The sequence below is a fragment of the Elusimicrobiota bacterium genome, from assembly GCA_026388075.1.
Lineage (GTDB): Bacteria > Elusimicrobiota > Endomicrobiia > Endomicrobiales > JAPLKN01 > JAPLKN01.
In genome coordinates this window covers 1-19,896 of record JAPLKN010000017.1, presented here as the reverse complement: position 1 = coordinate 19,896, position 19,896 = coordinate 1, and the positions used below count along the sequence as shown (strand labels likewise).

General features: G+C 34.0%; 18 protein-coding genes. 13 read left to right on the top strand and 5 right to left on the bottom strand.

Annotated features, from left to right (window positions below):
- Positions 1–86 precede the first annotated feature (86 nt).
- The 4 genes from NT145_00680 to NT145_00665 form a co-directional block, all read right to left on the bottom strand.
- Positions 87–2,156, bottom strand: a complete 2,070-nt coding sequence (locus tag NT145_00680) for a glycosyltransferase family 39 protein (GenBank protein ID MCX5781214.1) — start codon at positions 2,154–2,156, stop codon at positions 87–89.
- 80 nt (positions 2,157–2,236) lie between these two features.
- Positions 2,237–3,904 (bottom strand): glycosyltransferase family 39 protein, encoded by a 1,668-nt coding sequence (locus NT145_00675; GenBank protein MCX5781213.1) that lies wholly within the window; start codon positions 3,902–3,904, stop codon positions 2,237–2,239.
- 77 nt (positions 3,905–3,981) lie between these two features.
- On the bottom strand, positions 3,982–4,683 hold the full coding sequence (locus tag NT145_00670; GenBank protein MCX5781212.1) for a polyprenol monophosphomannose synthase: 702 nt from the start codon (positions 4,681–4,683) through the stop codon (positions 3,982–3,984).
- 117 nt (positions 4,684–4,800) lie between these two features.
- A complete protein-coding gene (locus NT145_00665; protein MCX5781211.1) occupies positions 4,801–5,919 on the bottom strand; it encodes a glycosyltransferase family 9 protein in 1,119 nt (372 codons plus the stop codon).
- A gap of 53 nt (positions 5,920–5,972) precedes the next feature.
- Here NT145_00665 and larE point away from each other — a divergent pair, with 53 nt between their 5' ends.
- The 3 genes from larE (at position 5,973) to NT145_00650 (ending at position 8,694) form a co-directional block, all read left to right on the top strand.
- Entirely contained in the window at positions 5,973–6,767 is a 795-nt protein-coding gene (gene larE, locus NT145_00660) for an ATP-dependent sacrificial sulfur transferase LarE (protein ID MCX5781210.1), read from the top strand.
- Positions 6,768–6,878: 111 nt separating this feature from the next.
- On the top strand, positions 6,879–8,333 hold the full coding sequence (locus NT145_00655) for an aminotransferase class I/II-fold pyridoxal phosphate-dependent enzyme (protein MCX5781209.1): 1,455 nt from the start codon (positions 6,879–6,881) through the stop codon (positions 8,331–8,333).
- Positions 8,334–8,349: 16 nt separating this feature from the next.
- Complete coding sequence (locus NT145_00650) at positions 8,350–8,694, top strand: TraR/DksA family transcriptional regulator (protein ID MCX5781208.1); 345 nt, start codon at positions 8,350–8,352, stop codon at positions 8,692–8,694.
- Positions 8,695–8,750: 56 nt separating this feature from the next.
- On the opposite strand, the gene NT145_00645 is transcribed toward NT145_00650, so the two are convergent.
- Positions 8,751–9,299 carry an A24 family peptidase gene (locus NT145_00645; GenBank protein MCX5781207.1) on the bottom strand — a complete coding sequence of 183 codons (549 nt, stop codon included), beginning with the start codon at positions 9,297–9,299 and terminating at the stop codon, positions 8,751–8,753.
- A 128-nt stretch (positions 9,300–9,427) separates the two neighbouring features.
- On the opposite strand from NT145_00645, the gene htpX reads away from it, so the two are divergent.
- The 10 genes from htpX (at position 9,428) to NT145_00595 (ending at position 19,441) form a co-directional block, all read left to right on the top strand.
- On the top strand, positions 9,428–10,309 hold the full coding sequence (htpX, locus tag NT145_00640) for a zinc metalloprotease HtpX (protein ID MCX5781206.1): 882 nt from the start codon (positions 9,428–9,430) through the stop codon (positions 10,307–10,309).
- Positions 10,309–11,646, top strand: a complete 1,338-nt coding sequence (gene rsmB / locus NT145_00635) for a 16S rRNA (cytosine(967)-C(5))-methyltransferase RsmB (protein MCX5781205.1) — start codon at positions 10,309–10,311, stop codon at positions 11,644–11,646. The genes htpX and rsmB overlap by 1 nt, the downstream gene beginning before the upstream one ends.
- On the top strand, positions 11,646–12,677 hold the full coding sequence (gene rlmN / locus NT145_00630) for a 23S rRNA (adenine(2503)-C(2))-methyltransferase RlmN (GenBank protein MCX5781204.1): 1,032 nt from the start codon (positions 11,646–11,648) through the stop codon (positions 12,675–12,677). The genes rsmB and rlmN overlap by 1 nt, the downstream gene beginning before the upstream one ends.
- Positions 12,678–12,902: 225 nt before the next feature.
- Positions 12,903–14,189, top strand: coding sequence for an extracellular solute-binding protein (locus NT145_00625; GenBank protein ID MCX5781203.1), 1,287 nt, complete (start codon positions 12,903–12,905; stop codon positions 14,187–14,189).
- Positions 14,186–15,070, top strand: a complete 885-nt coding sequence (locus tag NT145_00620; GenBank protein MCX5781202.1) for a sugar ABC transporter permease — start codon at positions 14,186–14,188, stop codon at positions 15,068–15,070. The genes NT145_00625 and NT145_00620 overlap by 4 nt, the downstream gene beginning before the upstream one ends.
- Position 15,071: 1 nt before the next feature.
- A complete protein-coding gene (locus NT145_00615) occupies positions 15,072–15,908 on the top strand; it encodes a carbohydrate ABC transporter permease (protein MCX5781201.1) in 837 nt (278 codons plus the stop codon).
- A 53-nt stretch (positions 15,909–15,961) separates the two neighbouring features.
- The gene (locus NT145_00610) at positions 15,962–16,372 is read left to right on the top strand and encodes a peptide chain release factor-like protein (protein ID MCX5781200.1); all 411 of its coding nucleotides are present in this window, start codon (positions 15,962–15,964) and stop codon (positions 16,370–16,372) included.
- Positions 16,373–17,995, top strand: coding sequence for an NAD+ synthase (locus NT145_00605; GenBank protein MCX5781199.1), 1,623 nt, complete (start codon positions 16,373–16,375; stop codon positions 17,993–17,995).
- Between the two features lie 41 nt (positions 17,996–18,036).
- Positions 18,037–18,714, top strand: coding sequence for a DNA repair protein RadC (gene radC / locus NT145_00600; protein ID MCX5781198.1), 678 nt, complete (start codon positions 18,037–18,039; stop codon positions 18,712–18,714).
- A gap of 163 nt (positions 18,715–18,877) precedes the next feature.
- Entirely contained in the window at positions 18,878–19,441 is a 564-nt protein-coding gene (locus tag NT145_00595; GenBank protein MCX5781197.1) for a ferritin family protein, read from the top strand.
- Positions 19,442–19,896 lie beyond the last annotated feature (455 nt).

Here is a 19,896-nt window from a genome sequence, read left to right as displayed (position 1 = left end):
ACCGTTGCACTGGAAACTTGAATCTACACACTTCCCTATTTTTTATGAAATACAAAATTTTATGATAAAAAAATAGGGAAGTGTCCCTAATTTCTTTTTATTTTGATTAGCCAAATTCCAAGAAGAGCAATGAGAGTTCCTAAAAATGCGCCAGCAACTACATCTGAAGGAAAATGACTTCCAACATACACTCGAGTATATCCCATAAAGCAAGCGCATCCGAAAAATAGCCACCAATATTTTTTAATCCTTGAAGTCAGAAAAGTTGCAACAGCAAAAGCTATTATAGAATGTCCTGAAGGGAAAGATCCTCGATCTAACTTTTCATAAAAAAAATTGACTTGATTTCCAAAAACCCACATAGGCCTAAGTCTTTCAAAATAGTCTTTTATAAGATGCCCAATAATCCCTCCAATGAAAACAATAGAAAACAAAAGAAAAAACTCTTTCCAAAAAGTATTTCTATTCCTTTTCCAAAGAATTAAAGCTGAAATGAGGAAAACCGCGATAAGGCTTAAGTTAACACGAAGAATATCCTCAGCGCGAGTAACAAGATTTAAAACATAATCAAGCAACTTGAAGCGTAAATTTTTGTTTATTATCCAAAAAATATTATGATCCAATTTGATTAAACCATCTTTAACAAAAAGTTTAGGACCTGCAATATCTGAAGAATATTCTTTGGGAAGTCTGCTCAAATCAAATTTGTTTCCAAAAGTTAAATAAAATATTCTAACTTTTCTTTTACCGCGATATATTTCAAGAGACTCAGTTTTATCCCATGATTCAAATGGGAATATTTTTTGCGGTTCTGTGAAAAAATAATCATTAGTAATGAAAATAGCGTTTCTTTTATTTAATGAAGAAAGATCTCTTTGCCAGAAATCATAGGCGTCTATTCTATCACTTAAAGTATAGATTTTAGGATGGCTTGGAATATAGAATCCTAATTGACTTGCTATATAATGGCGATGTGTAAAAACAAAAGGTTTAGGCTCCGGGGATTTATCAAGAATTTCTTGAATTTTATTGCCAATTTTTTTCCAACCGTATAATTCATTTGTAACATCAATTTTTTCTGCTTTTGTTATTCCATCTTCTAATTTGAATGCTTCAGCCTTTGGCAGTAAAGATTCGGGTGGAATTATTTTAAATAGAGCTTGCAGCGGCACAAGAAGAGTTAAAATAACCGCAATAGTCCAAGCAAAATAAGAAAATACTCTAAACCAAAGTTTGTTCCACATTATTATGCTAAATTTTGATAAAGCGATAGTAAGAATAAGGTAACCCATTATGGGCCAATGCGGAAGTATTTCATTGAAAGATGAGATAATGTTAAAAATAATCAGAGTAGGGAAAGAAAAAGAAAACAATAAAAGCATTTTATCATTTCTTTCTTTTATATATCTAAATCCCAGCCAAAAAAGAACAAACCAAAAGAGCAAAAATAAAAGGGGGGAAATATAACTTACTTGAGCTCCCAATGATTTGGCAACAAGGATAAGTGAAAAATGAGGAATTGTTTTTCCTAACCCGTGTTTCAACTGAAACCCAAACGAAGCCCAATCATTTTGAATATTCCATATTTGAACCGGGCTAAATATTATTAAACTGATTATAAATGCGATGTATGGTTCAATTCTATTAAACCAAAACCTATACTTAGGAGAAACAATAAGAAAAAGCAAAAGTGAGGGAATAAGCAGTATTGCGGTATATTTACATAGAAGTCCAAATCCAAGTATAACTCCTAAATAGTACCAATAATGAGATTTTTGTTCTTTAATAATGCACCAGAAAAGTAATACAAACAATATCCATAAAACTGATAAAGGGGAATCGGGAATATTGACAACGGACCCCCCGAAAGAAAAAACCGGGATAATATTTAATAATATCACAGTATAAAAAGCAGTTTTTCCATCAAATAAGTCATTTGCTAGTTTAAAAATAAACCAGCTACAAACAACAAAAAATAATACTGCTGGTAGCCTTACCGCAAATTCATTATTTCCTAAAAGTGTAGTAAATAGGCCAATAATATATCCTATTGCAGGGGGATGATCAAAGTAAGAAAGACTTGGATGTTGAAAATATGTCCAATAGTGTGCTTCATCACCAGTAAGCCCAATTCTACCAATAATAGCTAGTCTCAATAAAGTTGTCGAGAAAGTAAGCAACCAAAATAGTTTAAGATAAGTCAGTTTTTTTAATGATATAGTTAATTTATCGATATTCATTTTTTAATAATATTTATTATTCGATTCCAAAGCCTAATTAAACCTTCCTTTAAAGTCAGTTTTGGTCCGAGAATAGCAGAAGTATATTTCGGATCTAGTTTCTCTAATTGAAAATTCTTGCCATAGTAGAGATAAAATATTTCAATTTTTCTTCCTTCTCTATAAATCTCAACCATTTCAGGTTTTTCCCAGCTTTCAAAAGGGTAAACTTTCGTAGGCTCAGTAAAATTCATAGCATTTGTTACAAAAATACTGTCTTTACCATTAAGCGAAGCCAAATTTCTTTGCCAAAAATCATAAGTGTCAATCACATCATTTAAACAATAAACTTCTGGATTGCCAGGTAAATAAAAGCTAAGCCTACTTGCTTCCCCATAATCATTAGAAAAAATAATAATTCCTTTTTCCTTATGTTTTGTAAAATCATAAACTTTATTTGCTATTTCTTTTCTACCGTAATAATTATCTGAATGATCCGATATTTTTATTTTATAAATATCTTTTAACTGTTTAAAAGTCTCAAATTTTGAATAAAATGTTTTATCGGGAATCACTTTATAGAAAATATTTATTAATAGCAGAAAAACTGTAATAAATCCTAACCCCCAAGATAAATAAGAGTAAATTCTAAGCCATTTATTTCTCCATCCCAATTGTGTAAGTTCCCCGACTCCAAGGGATAAAACTAAATATCCTGAAGTTAACCAGTATGGAAGTATCCAATTATGCAAACCAATTATATCGAAAAATAAAAGAATGGGAAAAGAAAAAGTAAAAATTAATAATAAACTATCCCTGTTTTCTCTAAAATATTCATATATACTCCAAAATAAAACAGCCCAATAAATAAAAATAATAAAACCAATTATTTGGAACTGTTTTAAGGGTGCAATAAAAAGACGTATTAATATATTTAATCCCTCGTAATGAGATTTAGTTATAACTCGATTAAATTGGTATCCGAATGAGGCAAAATTATTTTCAATATTCCAAAATATTACAGGGCTGAATACTATGAAGGCAATAATCAAAGCTATGTAAGGCTCTTTTTTAAAAAACCAAAATCTATGTTTGTGGGAAATGATTAAAAAAAGTAGAACAGATGGGATTAGTAATATGGCTGTATATTTACTTAATAATCCAAAACCTAATATAATACCTATTAAATACCAATATTTTGAATTTGAAGTTTCAATTATTTTCCAAAAAATGAATATAAATAGCATCCAAAAAAATGTAAAAGGTATTTCAGGACGAATATCCAGATTATTAATCATGAAAAGGGGTACTAAAAATGACGAAACAATACTCCAAAATGCGCTTTTTTCACCAAATAATTTTTTAGTTAAATAAAAGGTCATAATAAAAATAAAAAACCAAGTAATTATTGTTGGAAATCTTACAGCAAATTCACTGTTTCCGAAAATAAATGTTGACACATATATAATATATGCGACCATGGGGGGGTGATCATAATAGGAAAGACTAAGATTCCTTGACCAAATCCAGTAATAAGATTCATCACCATCAAGACCGAATTTCCCAATAATAAAAATTCGTAATAAAGTAATAAAAGAAACAATAATCCAAAACCAGTGAGTATAGGTAAGATTTTTTAGAAAGGGTATCTTATGGGCAATTTTGTTTAGTATATTTTTAATCATTTTAAATATTTTGTTGTTTTAATTTATAGTAATTTCATTTGTTTTATTTGGACTAAAAAGAAAAGTGACGAAGAGCTCTAATTAGAAAATCTTAATTTTAATACTCTGAAGAGATATTTTATAAGGATTAATGGATCAAGTTTGGATGTGCCAGCTAAGCGTTGAAAAAATTCTATCGGAGATTCAGCCAGTTTAAAAGCGTATTTTTGAGCATAAAAGTAGACTTCTGTGATAATAAAAGGATCTTTCGCTTTAAGTAAAGGAGTAATTTTTTCTAGCACTTCTTTTTTAATTAACCTAAATCCTGAAGAAGGATCTTTTAGTTTTATTCCTAAAATTAAATAGAGATATTTTTTTGCAAAAGCACTTATAATTTTTCTTGTAATGGGTCTGTCTTCATCTTTGCCGCCTTCAATAAATCTGGAACCGCTAACAATATCGGCATTTGAAGTCTTCATTTTTTCATATATTGAAGGAATATACTTTGGGGCATGAGAGCCGTCGCCATCCATTTCTAGAATTAATTTGGCGCCCAATTCCAAAGCTTTTTTGTACCCGTCTATACTAGCAAAACCTCGTCCTCTGTTTTCTTTTCTCAAAAGTAAATGAACTCTTTTCTCATTTTTCATTATATTTTCAACTAGTTTGTATGTTCCATCTGGCGAAAAATCGTCAACTACAAGGACTTCTATATTTAAAGGTAAATCCAGAATTTCTTTTATCATTCTTTCAATATTTTCAGCTTCATTATAGGTGGGAATCATAGCAAGTATTTCCATTGTTTACCCCGTTAGAGAATGCCGCAAACTTTTATCGGCAGATTGAAATCATCCTGCTAGATAGCTATGTAATGCTTCCATTTTTATTCGTAAAGCACCCGTTGTCTCTAACGGGGTTTACTCCTTTATTAATTTGTTTAAAGAACTCCAGACCATTTCTATTGAGAGCGATTCCATGCAGTTTGGCTTAACATCACAATTTTGTCTATAACAACAAACACAATTTAGAGGTGAAACTAGTTTGATTCCTCTATTATACATTTCTATCTCAGGTGCCGATGTGGGACCAAAAATTGCAAGAACATCTTTTTTTAAACCTAGTGCAGCATGAAGCGCAAGTGTGTCACCGCAAACAACTAAATCACAAAGGTTAAGCAAAGCAAAAAAATCAGGAATAGAATTATTAGTTCCAGTATTTATTGCGGCATTTTTAGTTTTTGTCATAAACATTTTTATTAATTTATCTTCTTCATGACCGCCAAAAAGTAAAACCTTTATTTTTTTGCTATCCAACTTTTTAATAATCTCAATAAAACCCTTATCTGTCCATTTTTTAAGTTTCCATCTTTTTCCGGACCCCGGATTTATTCCGACAACAATTTTCTTGGCTAAGCTATGTTTTTTAGCAAATCTATTAGCTTTAGCAACAGATTTTTTATTTAGCGGAACATAAATTTCATAGTCAGATTTGGGTAATTCAATAATCTTAGACATCCAATACTGAAAAGTATTAGTATTAGCTTTTTTAATAGGATCAGAAGAGCTCATAGCTAGCCAATGGGAAGCATATGAATTTGAACAAACAATCATTCGTTTTTCGTTAAGCCAAAAACCGATTTTTTTATCAGAGTAGGCAATAGTTGCAAGAGCCAGGCTTTCGGCGGATAAGTCTAAATTAATCAAAATATTAAATTTTTCGCTCAAAAGTTTCTTGAATATATCTTCATCCATCTGCCATATATTAGAGATATACGTATTTTCTTTTAGAATATCAATTGAATTAAGAGCAACAATCCATGTTATTTGGCAATTTGGATACATTTGCTTAAGCCCGGGCAGAATAAAAGTTGTGCGCAGTACATCGCCCATAGCTCCCAACTTTATTATTAGTATTTTATTTTTTCCGGAAGATAATAAAGGCACGTAAGCCGTACAAGTAAAACACTCAAGGCCTTTTTCTTTATGAAAAAGGCATGGCCGATCTAAAGGATAGTGAATACAATCTGATTTAATCATGTCGGTAAGATTATCAAATTTTTAATTTTGCGTCAAATATAATATAATTACCAATGATGAATAAAAAATTAAAGCTGCTCAAAAAAATTCTTTTGAAATTTAAAAGAATGCTAATAGCTTATTCCGGAGGGGTTGATTCAACATTTCTTTTGGCAGTTGCCAGAAAAATTTTGGAGAAAAATAATGTTTTGGCCGTTACAGCGCTAAGCGAGACTTATCCGAAATCAGATATTAAAAGAACAAAAGATATCGTTAAAAAGCTTGATGTTAATCATATTTTTATTAAGACAAATGAACTTGAAAACAAAAATTTTATTAAAAATTCAAGAAAAAGGTGTTTTTACTGCAAAAATGAATTATTTAAAAAGTTAAAGTCTTTAGCAGAAAAAAGAAGAATGATTTTGTGTGACGGGTCAAACTTTTCTGATATAAAAGATTTTCGTCCGGGAAAAATCGCGGCCAATATTTTTAATGTGATGTCGCCGCTAGAAATATCTAAATTTAAAAAAGCTGAAATAAGAAAATTGAGCAAAAAAATGAACCTTGATACTTGGAATATTCCCGCACAAGCATGTCTTGCGTCTAGATTCCCTTACGGTACCGAAATCTCAAAAAATATGCTTCAAAAAATTGAAAAAGGGGAAGAATCTATTAAAAAATTGGGTTTTACAAATGTCCGATTAAGACATCATGGCGATATAGCGCGCATAGAAATAGAGAAAAGTGAAATGAAAAAATGCATTAATTCAAATATAAATAAAAAAATTATTTTATCTTTAAAAAAACTTGGCTGGAAATATATTTCTGTCGATATTGAAGGTTATAGAACGGGAAGTCTAAACTATTAATTATTTTTTTTAATTCAAAAACTTGACTTGATAACAATAATTTATATAAACTTTCTAAGTTAAAAAGTTTTTGTTAGTAATAATTAATTAAAATTTTATAAAAACAAAAAAATGAAACCACAAAATAAAGCACCTATTTTTGAAACTTTGCTGGCGCATGCGAAGCGAAATGTTATTTCATTTCATACACCTGGCCATAAAAACGGAAGAAGTATAGATAAAAAACTAAGAGATTATACAGGAAAAAATGTTTATAAGTTTGATGTGACTGTTTTTCCGGAAGTTGATTCACTGCATGACCCTGTAGGCCCGATAAAAAAAGCTCAAAACTTAATGGCTAAAGCTTATGGAGTAGAACACTCCTTTTTCCTTGTAAACGGTTCTTCTTCAGGAAATATGGCGATGTTTCTTTCGGCTTGCAAGCCCGGAGACTCTGTTATTGTTTCCAGAAATTCTCATAAATCAATTATGGCGGGAATTATTCTTGCCGGTGTTTGGCCGATATGGATACAGCCAAAGATTGACCAAAATCTTGATATAATTTTTAATTCTTCCTATGAAGAAATAAAAAATGCGCTAAATGAATATCCCGAAGCCAGAGCGGTTTTTATTACCAGCCCGACTTATAATGGGATTACTGCGGACTTAATAAAAATTGCCGAATTATGCCACGAGAAAGGCAAAATTCTTATGGTAGATGAAGCCCATGGGGCTCATCTAAAATTTCACAAAGATCTTCCGATATCGGCGGTTGAAGCCGGGGCGGATCTTTGCGTTCAGTCCACGCATAAAACTCTTTCGGCTATTTCACAGAGTTCAGTACTCCATTTTAATTCGGAATTAATTGATATAAATAAAGTTAAAAAAATAGTTTCGCTTCTGCAAACCACCAGCCCGAATTATTTGGCTTTGGCAAGCCTTGACTTAGCCAGAAAACAGGTCGTTTGTAACGGTGAAGCGATGTTAACAAAGGTAATTCAGGCAGCTGAGTTCGGAAGAAAAAAAATAAATGAGCTTAAAAAATTAAAATGTTTTACTCGGCAGGAAATTAATAAATTCGGTTATGATCTGGATTTGACAAAATTAACAATAAATGTTACTTTAACGGGTCTTTCAGGTTATGAGATAGAAGATATTTTGACAAAAGAATATAATATTCAGGTTGATTGCGCGGATATTTTTAATCTTATTGCAATTATGGGCATAGGTTCCGATAGAGCCGATGTACAAGCGCTTGTTAACGCTCTTTCAGACATAGAAAAAAAATATCACGGCGAACAGAAAAACTGGGTTCTGCAGATACCTTCTTTAGCCACAGAGATGGCTATGATGCCCAGGGATGTTTTTCTTTCAGCCAAGATTAAAAGAGTGCCTTTAACTAAAGCAATCGGATACATTGCCGCTCAAACTCTGACTCCCTATCCTCCGGGAATACCGGTTTTAATACCCGGGGAACGTATTACCAAAGAAATTTGCGATTATCTTATTGATATGTCGGCTAAAGATATTAGAGTAAGCGGACAGGAAACAGAAACATTAAGAACTTTAAAAGTTGTGGCTAATTAATTATGGGAGTGCTTAAATGAACAAAAACGAGATGCAGAAAGTCAAAAAACTGTTGCTTGTAAAGAAAGAGGATTTGTTGGATATAGTCCGAAACAAAAAACAAAAAGACTTGGCTGATGTTGAGGTTGGCGATGAAGTTGATTCAGCATCTCAAAGCACTGAAAAAGAGCTTCTGTTTGAGCTCGCGGATAATGAAAAGATAATTATAGATGCGATTGAGTCTGCCTTGCGCCGAATTGAAAAGGGGAAATACGGAAGATGCGAATCCTGCGACAAAAAGATTACTGAAAAACGTCTTGAAGCCATTCCTTGGGTACGCTACTGTATTGAATGTCAGTCCAAGTCCGAAAAGCCAAAATAATTTATAGAAATATAAATATGTTTTTCAAAAAAGCTCATCTAATACATGAGCTTTTTTTATTTGTGTTTTTCTAACCAAAAAACGATCATTCCAATAGCGATATAGGCCGCATAAGGAAGATATATGGATTTCTTATCTTCAAATTTAATATGCTCATATTTTCTAAAGCTCAAGAAGAAAAAAACACCTATAAAAATGTCTTTAATAGTTGAAAAAAATCTTTTGTTTTTGATCAAAATAACAACAGCAAAAATTCCGGCAGTAATTACGCCGTAAAGTCCTCCCATAAAAACAAATTCTGCTCCCTTTATGCTTCCGACAGCTGCCATAAATTTAACGTCACCGGCTCCTATTGCTCCTAAAATGTATAAAATAAAAAGTAAAGCGAAGCCGGTGAAGAGTCCTAAAAGCGAAAGTTTTAGGCCGTATAAACCGAAATAAAGGCAATTTAGGGTTATACCCAGAATTATTGCCGGATAAGTTAAGGAATTGAAAATTTTTCTATAAAAAATATCGGTACAAGCCGATAACAAAACAAAACTAATGAATAATGCATCAATAATAAATGATTTAATATCCATGTTTTTTAATTTATCAAAAATCATCAGCTATTGTCAAATTAAGTTCGCAAGTACAATAAAATAATATATAATCAATTAAATCTTTATTAAGTAATAATTTTTTTGTATAATAAAATAAAAATAGCATATTAAATTAACGTAAGGAGAAAAAAATGAACGGTTTAAAAACTTTTATTTTAATGCTTTTAATGACAATACTTTTAGTTTCGATAGGAAATTTAATAAGTGGAAAACAGGGAATGATAACGGCTTTCATATTTGCTTTTTTTATGAATTTCATTTCTTATTGGTTTTCAGATAAAATTGTGCTTGCTATGTACGGGGCAAAGGAAATTAAAGAAAATGCTTTGCCTCAAGTTCGTTCAATAGTTCAGCAATTGACTTCTTCTCAAGGACTGCCGATGCCTAAAATTTACTTAATTAATTCTCCAATGCCCAATGCGTTTGCAACCGGAAGAAATCCTAAGCATTCCGCTGTTGCCGTTACCAGTGGAATATTAGATTTATTAGATGAAAAAGAACTTTCGGGAGTAATTGCGCACGAGCTTTCTCATGTTAAAAACCGGGACATACTAATTGGAACTGTAGCTGCAACTTTGGCCGGAGCAATATTTATGCTCGCTCGAATGGCGCAATTCGCAGCAATGTTTGGCGGCGGGGGAGGGCGCGGACGTGAAAATAACGGAGGTCCGCTTGGAATGCTTATTGTTGCAATTGTTGCTCCTTTTGCGGCGATGATAATTCAGATGGCAATATCCAGACAAAGAGAATATCAGGCCGATGCGTCAGGCGCCAAAATGCTCGGCGATCCGCTTGCCCTAGCCAGCGCTCTAAGAAAACTTGCTGTTGGAGTTAAAAGAAATCCGGTGCAGGTCAATCCGACCACTGCCCATATGTTTATTGTAAGTCCCTTCAGCGGGAAATCATTATTTACTCTTTTTTCAACGCACCCTCCTTTAGAAGAAAGAATAAAAAGGTTAGAAAGCATGGCGCAGGAAGCTAAGGGGTATAAGATTCCCAAGATTGTTTATTAATGAAAAATGATAATCCTCGCCTTCTAGCATTCCAAATTCTTCAAAAATATTATCCCGGAAAAACAAATATTTCTAATTTACTCAATGAATTTTTCAGGGCCAATGAAGACTATCAAAATAAGGGTTTAATAAGAGAATTTATCTGGGGAATAGTCCGTTATCTCAATACAATAGACTATTTTATTGATAGTTTTTTGGATAAGAAAAATGTTAAAAATCCGGTTAGAAATATATTAAGAATCGGTGTTTTTCAGCTTCTTTATTTATCGGAAAAAATTCCAAGCTATGCCGCAGTAAGTGAAACCGTAGAGTTGACCAAATTGTCAGGTTTATCAAACTTTACAACTCTAGTTAATGCTATACTAAGAAAAATTGAAAGAGAAAAAATAAGACTTCCGTTGCCTGATTTAGAAAAAAATCGGATTGCTTTTTATTCTATTAAACTTTCTCATCCTGAATGGCTGATTTCGCGGTGGATTAATAGATTTGGAGAAAAAGGCGCCGAAAACCTTTGCATTTTCAACAATATCAATCCTGAATTAACTATAAGAACAAATACTCTTAAAATAGCAAGAGATAAGCTTAAAATACTGCTTGAAAATGAAGGAATTAAAAGTGAATATACCAAATATTCTCCCGATGGGCTAGTTTTATCTGTGAAACCCGAACTGGAGACACTAGAAAGCTTTAATCTGGGTTGTTTTGTAGTGCAGGACGAAGCATCGCAGCTTATATCATACATTTTAGATCCGCAAAAAAACGAAACTATCCTTGATTTGTGTTCAGGTTCAGGTATAAAATCATCACATATAGCCCAACTTAGTAACCTTGAAACGGAAATTATTTCAATAGATAATTCGCCTAAACAAATTGAAATAGCTAAAGAGAATTTATTACGGCTTGGAATCTCAAATATTAAATTTATTGAAGAATATATTCAAAAAGTAAAAAATATTAAAGCGGATAAAATTCTTCTTGATACACCTTGTTCCGGATTGGGCGCAATTCGAAAGAAACCTGATATTAAATGGAATCGTTCTGAAAAAATGATCAAGAAACATTACCCGGTTATACAGAAAGAATTACTTGTTAATGCGGCTGATTTATTGAAAAAGGATGGTATAATAGTTTATAGCACTTGTACTACGGAACCGGAAGAAAACGAGAATGTTGTAAATGATTTCCTGAAGAAATGCAAAAATTTCAAGTTGGAAAAAATAGAAAACAAAATAATTAATAACGATTTAATTGACGATAATGGTTATTTTTTTAAAACTTATAAAAAAAACGTGATAATGGATGGTTTTTTTGCGGCAAAACTAAAAAAGTTAAACTAATGAATAAATATTTCCTTGACCTTGAACCGGAAGACATAGAAAAAGAAATTTTGGCTTTGGGCGAAAATCGTTTCAGGGCAAATCAGCTTATTGAATGGGTTTATAAGAAAAGAATTGAGAGTTTTGCCGAGTGTTCAAATTTGCCGGCACTTTTGAGAAACAAGCTTGATAAAATCTTTTTTTTGCGTTCATTGAAACTTAAAGATAAAAAAGAGTCAACTACTGACGGGACCGCAAGATACGGCTTTTTAACTAGCGATAAATTAAACGTTTATACCGTTTTTCTTCCTAAAAGGGATAGAAATAGTATTTGTTTGTCAGTTCAAATCGGGTGCCCGATAAAATGCAAATTTTGTTTTTCTGGGAAAGTTAAATTTCGAAGGAACTTAACAAGGGGAGAAATTATTGAGCAAATAATGCAGATTGAGAAAGAAAAAGGAGTCAAAATAAACAGCGTTCTTTTAATGGGGATGGGGGAGCCGCTTCTTAATTATGAGAATGTTACCGGAGCGATACGTTCCTTAATTGATTTTAAACAGATTGGTATAAGCAGGAAACATGTAACAATATCTACGGTCGGGCTGGTTCCTCAAATCAGAAAATTAGCAGACGAGCTTCTTGGGATTCGTCTGGCGATTTCGTTGCATGCTCCTACAGATTCTATTAGGAAAAGCTTTATTTCGGAAAAGGTTCCTTATTCGGTGAAAGAAATACTTAAAGCAGGCCTTTATTTTTCAAGAAAAAATAATTCGCACCTTACAATTGAATACTTATTGATTTCGGGAATAAATGATACGCCCAACAATGCCAAAGAATTATTTCAGCTTATAGAAAAATCCGCAAAACCCAAAGACCAGATTCAAGTAAATTTAATACCTTATAACGACACAAAGGGTGAAGGAATGATCGTTCCGCAAAAAGAAGCAATTCTGCGTTTTAAAAATTATTTGATAAAAAATAATATCCTTGCAATGATACGCGAATCACGCGGGGCTGATATAGGTTCAGCTTGCGGCCAACTGGGGATATAGTTCTTGATAAAGTATTTTTCCCGCAATAGATTTACCTGAAAATGAATAGTTTTTGGCCTAGAAACACGTTTTACATCAATTACAGATAATCTTATTTTTACAAATCAGAGGTTTTGCAAGCTTGCCCGAAAGTCTTTATTTGACATTTATAAAATTTTGTTGTAAACTGCATCATATTTTTATGTCTTACCTGCAAAAAATATTCTAATTAACGGAGAAAGAAATATGAAAAAAATATTTTGCCTTGTTTTCTTTTTTGGTTTGTTTATGCCATTAACATCATGTTCTAAAAAAGCCGAACAAAAGGCTGATGTTTCAATATGGCATTGGATGACGGATAGACAGGATGCATTTGAAAAACTAGCTGCACAGTATGAAAAAGAGAACGGAGTAAAGGTTATTTTTGAAACTTACGCGCCTTCCGAAGTTTACCGCGATAAGGTTAGAGCCGCGGCCAGCGGGAAACTTCTTCCCGAAATATACAGCCCGTTAGGAGATAAAAGAGAGTTAGCCGCGTATATAAATTCCGGATATGTTGCTGATCTGACGGATGAAATGAACAAGGGCTGGAAAAATATATTCTTTAATAAACCTCTTGGCCAAAGTACTTATTCCGAAGGTAATGAGTGGAAAGTAAAACCTGGTATTTACGGAGTTCCGTTTGATGTTAACGCTATTTTGATTTTTTATAATAAGGATCTTTTCAAAAAAGCAGGGTTGGACCCTGAAAAACCCCCTAAAACATGGAATGAATTCATAGAAACGGGAAAAAAATTGAAAGCTGCAGGTATTCAGCCGTTTGCCACCGGTTTTGGAGAACCGTGGCTTGTTGGAGCCTTTGTAGCGTCTTACGAATGGAACCTTCTTGGAAAGGAGGGTATGATTGACACCATAAAAGGGAAAATTAAATATACCGATCCTCTATGGATAAGGGTTATAGGCCTTTTGGACGAAATGCGAAAGAACGGAATGTTTGCCGCGGGAGTTGCCACGATGGTTAACAAAGACGCGGAACGAACTTTTGCAACTGGGAGAGCGGCGATGGCATTTAACGGTTCTTGGGGAGTGAATGTTTACCGCGGAATGAATCCTCAGCTAAATTACGGGGTAATGCTTCCTCCGTCAATATCTGATGCGAAACATCCATTGCTTATTTTCGGCGGAGAAGGTTCTTCATTTAATATTAATCCGAATTCTCCAAATAAGGAAAAGGCAATAGCGTTTTTGAAATGGCTGACTGCAAAGGAACAGCAGTTACTTCTTGCCGAGGAAACTCTTAATATCCCTTCCAATAAACAAGCTCTGGAAAATCTTTCGCCGATTTTAAAGGAATTTGCACGAAATATTGAAAAAACTTTTCCTTCGCTTCCAGTCGTTGAATCTTGGCAGGTTACCAATGTCATAAATACCGGGCTTCAGGCAATAATTATTGGTGAAAAAAATCCTGAAACAATAGCAAAAGAAATTCAAACGGAAAAAGAAAACCAGCAGAAAAAAAATCAATTAAAATGATATCAAAAACAGTTAAAGAAAAAACAGTAAATTTGTTTTTTATACTTCCGGCATTGTCCCTTTTTCTCGTTTTTAGTTTTTATCCTTTGATAAGGACTTTTCAACTGAGCTTTTTTGAGTGGGACGGCATTGTTCCCCAAATGAAGTTTGTCGGATTTGCCCAGTATGTTCATATACTGACAAAAAATCCGGTATTCTGGAAATCAATGCTTAACGCTGCTTATATTACAATACTTGCTCTAACTTTACAGAACGGATTGGCGCTTTTACTTGCTCTTTTGGTTAACAGGGAAATTAAAGGTGACAATATTTTTAGGACAATATTTTTCCTGCCTCCTGTTCTTTCAGGAATCGTCGTGGGCTTAATCTGGAAATGGATTTATGACGGAAACTACGGTGTTTTAAATCATTTTTTAACCGTTTTGGGAATTCAAGGATTTGTAAATTTTGCTTGGCTTGCGGAAATAAAAACATCGTTAACTGCGGTGGCCGTGGTTCATATGTGGAAAGGTTTCGGCTATGGTTTCATAATTTTGCTGGCAGGTTTACAGACAATACCAAGAGAGCTTTATGAAGCGGCTAAAGTCGACGGTGCGGATGCCTGGCAGCAGTTTAAGCATATCACTGTTCCTTCGATGATTTCGGTTTTTACTATTGTTGCTATCTTGACAATTCTTGGCTCAATGCAGATATTTGACTTAATTTATTCTATGACCAGGGGCGGGCCGGCAGGGCATACTCATGTGCCTATAACAAAAATTTATGAATATATGGCAAATGGCGAGTTCGGATATGCAACGGCTATGGCGGTAGTTTTTGGTTTAATTTTATTAGTTGTGTCTGTAGGTCAAATTGAAATGTCGCGCAGGAGCAGGAAATAAGATGAATGATAAAGTAAGGCAGTTAATTATTGACATCATAACATATTCAATATTAATTATAATCGCATTAAGCTGTATTTTTCCTGTTTTTTGGATGTTTTCTTCTTCATTGAAAACTCAGGATGAGGTTTTTACCAAAATGAATCTTTTGCCGGAAAAATGGCAATTCGCAAATTATAGTTTGGCATGGGTTAAGGCAAAATTTGGAAGTTATTTCTTAAATAGCGCAATTTATACGGTTACCGGAGTTTTTGGGGTAGTTTTTCTTTCTTCTTTGGCTGCTTACGGTTTCGCACGGCTTGAGATGTGGGGAAAAAACTTTTTCTTTTATCTTTTGATTTCAACTCTTTTAATCCCTGTTCCCGGCGTATTTGTGCCTCTTTATCTTTTATTAAAAAATCTCGGCCTTCTAGATACAAGGACAGGACTGGTTCTGTGCTATATAAGCGGAGGGCTTGCTTTCGGTATTTTCTTGTTGAGGTCCTTTTTTGAAGAACTGCCCAAAGAAATTGAAGAAGCAGCCCTGATTGACGGGGCTTCCAAATTCGGAATTTATTGGAGGATAGCTCTTCCGCTTGCGCGGCCCGCAATAGCTACGCTGATTATTTTTAATTCACTTACCATCTGGAACGAATTTCTGCTTGCATTAGTTGTACTTCAAGACAAAGCCAAAATGCCCATTCAAAGGGGATTAATGGTATTTCAGGGAACTCATATAACTGATTATCCTTTACTGATGGCTGGGCTTACCATTGCAACCATTCCCGTGCTTGTTATTTATTTACTTATGCAAAAACACATAGTAAAAGGAATAGCGGCCGGAGCTTTAAAAGGCTAACTTTTCTAAATTAACTAATCAAAGCAGTAAACTCTTATTAATTGATATTTAAAATGCTTCTATTTGGCGTTAGTATTGAAAAACAAAAAGAGCTGGAAAAAAGAATGCTTGAACTCGGCATTCACGAAAAAGATATAATTGAAAAATTTATAAGGTCCGGAGGAAAAGGCGGCCAAAATGTCAACAAAACCTCAACCCAGGTTTATTTAAAGCATTTGCCTACGGGGATTGAAGTCAAATGCCAGAGAGAAAGGCAGCAGTCAATAAACAGGTTTCTGGCAAGAAGAATATTAGCTGAAAAAATTGAAGCCAAGGTTTTAGGTAAGCTGAGCGCGGAACAGCAAAGGATAGAAAAAATTCGGAGACAGAAAAGAAGACGGTCAAAAAAAGCAAAAGAAAAAATTCTAAAGAATAAGAAACTGCAATCTGAAAAAAAGTCCTTCCGAAAGACGGTTGAATACTAAATGAAAATAGCGATAGCTCAAATTAATTTAAAAGTAGGTGATTTTAAGTCAAACCAGCTTAAAATTATTGAATATATAGAAAAAGCTAAATCGGCAAAAGCTGATGCGGTTATTTTTCCGGAACTTACGGTAACAGGATACCCTCCTGAAGACCTGCTTTTAAAAAGAAAATTTATTAAAGACAATATTAGTTATCTAAAAGAAATAGCGGGCGCGACAAGCGGGATATCAGTTATTCTCGGTTTTGTAGACGAATCAAAAAACTTTCTTTATAATGCTGCGGCGCTTATTAAAGATAAAAAAATTAACGGAATTTACCGCAAAATGATTCTGCCGAACTACGGCGTGTTCGATGAAAAAAGATATTTTAAGTCAGGGGAAAAAGCTTTGGTTGTATCTATAGACGGTATCAAGGCGGGAATAAATATTTGCGAAGATTTGTGGTATGCCGATGGCCCCATAAAAGACCAGGTAAAAAAAGGCGCAAAAATATTATTTGTTTTGAATGCTTCCCCTTATCACGAAAATAAAATTAAGGAAAGAGAAAAAATCCTGGTAGAAAAAGCAAAAAGATTTAAAATAAATATAATTTATGCAAATCTTATCGGCGGCCAGGATGAGCTTGTTTTTGACGGTTACAGTATGGCCATTGATGCAAAAGGTAAAATAATTGCCCGTGCCGAAGGATTTAAAGAAGAACTTCTAATAGCTGACATACCCATAGGCAAAAAAACAGCCAAAATACATAAAAATAAAATAGCCGGACTTTTATCTGAAAAAGAAGAAGTTTATAGCGCATTAAAACTGGGATTAAAAGATTATGTTTATAAAAACGGTTTTAATGAGGTTGTAATAGGTTTAAGCGGCGGAATAGACTCGGCATTAGTAGCGGCGATAGCAGTAGATGCTTTGGGAAAAGATAAAGTTCATGGAATATTTATGCCGTCCCAATATACTTCGGATGAATCAAGAGAAGACGCTGAAAGTTTAGCAAAAAATTTAGGGATAAGCCTATGGAACATATCAATAAAAGAAATTTTTGAAATTTATTTAAAAACCATGGAAAAACACTTTAATAAATTGCCCGTTGATATTACTGAAGAAAATATTCAAGCCAGGATCAGGGGAAATATTATGATGGCTTTATCAAATAAATTTAACTGGCTTGTTCTTACTACAGGAAATAAATCAGAGATGAGCACGGGTTATGCAACTTTGTACGGGGATATGGCTGGCGGCCTTGCGGTAATTAAAGACGTGCCAAAAACTTTAGTCTATGAGCTGGCAAAATTCAGAAATGAGAAATCCCAAGTTATATCGGAAAGAATATTAACCAAGGAACCAACGGCTGAATTAAGGCCTAATCAAAAAGACACCGATTCTTTGCCTAACTATAATATTCTTGATCCGATACTTAAATTGTATATTGAAAAAGATATTGAAGCGGAAAAAATAATTTCTAAAGGATTTGATAAACAAACTGTATGTAAGGTCCTGAATCTTGTTGATAAAAATGAATATAAGAGAAGACAGTCTCCTCCGGGAATTAAAATTACTCCTAAAGCATTTGGAAGAGACAGAAGAATGCCGATAACCAATAAGTACGCGGATAAACAGGATTAACAAGTTAGGTATTCTCAACTTTCTTAACTTTTTTCAATTATATGGAAAAGCCATTTTACGTAGGCCACAGAAAAAGAATTAAAGAAAAATATAAAAAGAACGGTTTAACCGGTTGGGCAGATTATGAAGTGCTGGAATTACTCCTTTCCTTCGCAATTCCCAGAAAAGACACAAAATCCTTAGCAAAAACGTTAATCAAATATTTCAAATCCTTGAGCGGTGTTTTAGACGCTGAAACAGCAGACCTTGAATCAATAAAAGGATTGTCAAAACATTCAGCCGTTTTAATAAAACTTATAAAAGATATTTCAATTTTTTATATGCGTCAAAGCATGGCTGATCTTGATATAATATCCAACCCGATACTGGCTGTTAGGTATCTTAAGGTTTTATTAAAAGGTTCCGGTGATGAAGAATTTCATGCTTTATTCCTGGATTCATCAAATCATTTATTGTTAAGCAAAAAAGTGCATGACGGAACTGTCAATAAGTCGGTAGTATATCCGCGAAAAGTAGTTGAATACGCGCTATTAAATAAAGCAGCTGGCGTGATAATTGCTCATAACCATCCTTCAGGATCCTTAAAACCTTCTGAAGATGATTTGAAAACTACGTCTGCAGTAAAAAATGCGCTTGAAACTGTTGATATTTCGCTTCTTGACCATGTTCTTATAACAAAAAACGGATATCTGAGTTTTAAAGAAAAGGGAATGCTTTAATGGAAAAATTTATTAAATTTAAGTATAATTTTTGAAAATACTTCTTAAGGGGTAAACCCCGTTAGAGACCTGCCTCGCTCGCTGCGAAGCGGGCCGGCGGGCGGGTAACAGTATGATTTCAATCCGCTGAAGGAATCGGCGGAATTCTCTAACGGGGTAAACTATGAGAAAAAAAATTAAAGCTGAAAAACAAAAAAAAGAAAGCAGGAAAATGCTAAATCCCCTTGAATTTGCGTTAAGCATGGAAGTAAAAAGCGTAGATATGTATTTGCGTTTAGCCATAGAGACTAAAAATCCGTTAGGAAAAAAACTTTTTTATTCATTAGCCGGGGAAGAAATTGAGCATGCGAAAAAAGTTGACGAATTATTTAATAACATCGATCAAAATAACGGATATAAAGGAATAGCTGGATCAAGGCCGTTACCTTCGGTGGAAAGCGAAATGAAAGGCTTCTTTTTAAAATCCAGGGCAAAACATCTGGAAAAAGGAAATGAAAATATTTCCGGATATAAAATAGCGATAAAACTGGAAAAAGAAAGTTATTCTTTATATGCTAAATTGTACGAAAGCTCTCAAACGGGGAGCGAGAGAGAATTTTACAAAAACCTAATGAAAGAAGAAAAAACACATTTAGAGGCTGTTGTAAACGTATACTCATATCTAACCAGAACGGATGATTGGTTTCAAGAGGAAGAGAGCAAAGTCTGGAATTGGATGAACATCTAGTTAATAAAATTTAGTAAAATTAGAAATACTTTTTTGGATTAAATGTTTTACTAATCGATAAGAAAATTATATAATGACCGTTAATAAAAAAGCGGTTTTTTTATTTATCCGCGCACCAGAAGACCACGGGTTTACCGTAGATTAATGGTCTTTGGTGCGGTCCGCCGCGGCGGACGCTCCATGTGCAAGCGGCGGGCGAATCCCGTTATCTTTGAGATAACACGGGCTTGCCCATGGAGCTTCATTTGATTATTGGAAACGTCAAAAATGAAGCTCCATGGCCTTACGGCCATGGTATCTTCATTTTCTTCGGCGAAATCCCCCGAAGCATCCGCCTGCGCTAAACGCGCTGTCAATATACACGGCTATTCGCCGTATTGGCATCGCAGCTTCGGCGGATCCCCAGCTTCGCATTCATCTGCGGGCTTACGCCCGCAGTATTCTGCGAAGGGGGA

What these genes read in the sequence shown, in the direction of transcription:
- NT145_00610 (MCX5781200.1), top strand. Translation starts at nt 15,962, where the DNA reads ATGCTTCTATTTGGCGTTAGTATTGAAAAACAAAAAGAGCTGGAAAAA.
- NT145_00595 (MCX5781197.1), top strand. Translation starts at nt 18,878, where the DNA reads ATGAGAAAAAAAATTAAAGCTGAAAAACAAAAAAAAGAAAGCAGGAAA.
- rlmN (MCX5781204.1), top strand. Translation starts at nt 11,646, where the DNA reads ATGAATAAATATTTCCTTGACCTTGAACCGGAAGACATAGAAAAAGAA.
- rsmB (MCX5781205.1), top strand. Translation starts at nt 10,309, where the DNA reads ATGAAAAATGATAATCCTCGCCTTCTAGCATTCCAAATTCTTCAAAAA.
- NT145_00615 (MCX5781201.1), top strand. Translation starts at nt 15,072, where the DNA reads ATGAATGATAAAGTAAGGCAGTTAATTATTGACATCATAACATATTCA.
- NT145_00645 (MCX5781207.1), bottom strand. Translation starts at nt 9,299, where the DNA reads ATGATTTTTGATAAATTAAAAAACATGGATATTAAATCATTTATTATT.
- NT145_00650 (MCX5781208.1), top strand. Translation starts at nt 8,350, where the DNA reads ATGAACAAAAACGAGATGCAGAAAGTCAAAAAACTGTTGCTTGTAAAG.
- NT145_00665 (MCX5781211.1), bottom strand. Translation starts at nt 5,919, where the DNA reads ATGATTAAATCAGATTGTATTCACTATCCTTTAGATCGGCCATGCCTT.
- htpX (MCX5781206.1), top strand. Translation starts at nt 9,428, where the DNA reads ATGAACGGTTTAAAAACTTTTATTTTAATGCTTTTAATGACAATACTT.
- NT145_00670 (MCX5781212.1), bottom strand. Translation starts at nt 4,683, where the DNA reads ATGGAAATACTTGCTATGATTCCCACCTATAATGAAGCTGAAAATATT.
- larE (MCX5781210.1), top strand. Translation starts at nt 5,973, where the DNA reads ATGATGAATAAAAAATTAAAGCTGCTCAAAAAAATTCTTTTGAAATTT.
- radC (MCX5781198.1), top strand. Translation starts at nt 18,037, where the DNA reads ATGGAAAAGCCATTTTACGTAGGCCACAGAAAAAGAATTAAAGAAAAA.
- NT145_00675 (MCX5781213.1), bottom strand. Translation starts at nt 3,904, where the DNA reads ATGATTAAAAATATACTAAACAAAATTGCCCATAAGATACCCTTTCTA.
- NT145_00605 (MCX5781199.1), top strand. Translation starts at nt 16,373, where the DNA reads ATGAAAATAGCGATAGCTCAAATTAATTTAAAAGTAGGTGATTTTAAG.
- NT145_00625 (MCX5781203.1), top strand. Translation starts at nt 12,903, where the DNA reads ATGAAAAAAATATTTTGCCTTGTTTTCTTTTTTGGTTTGTTTATGCCA.
- NT145_00620 (MCX5781202.1), top strand. Translation starts at nt 14,186, where the DNA reads ATGATATCAAAAACAGTTAAAGAAAAAACAGTAAATTTGTTTTTTATA.
- NT145_00655 (MCX5781209.1), top strand. Translation starts at nt 6,879, where the DNA reads ATGAAACCACAAAATAAAGCACCTATTTTTGAAACTTTGCTGGCGCAT.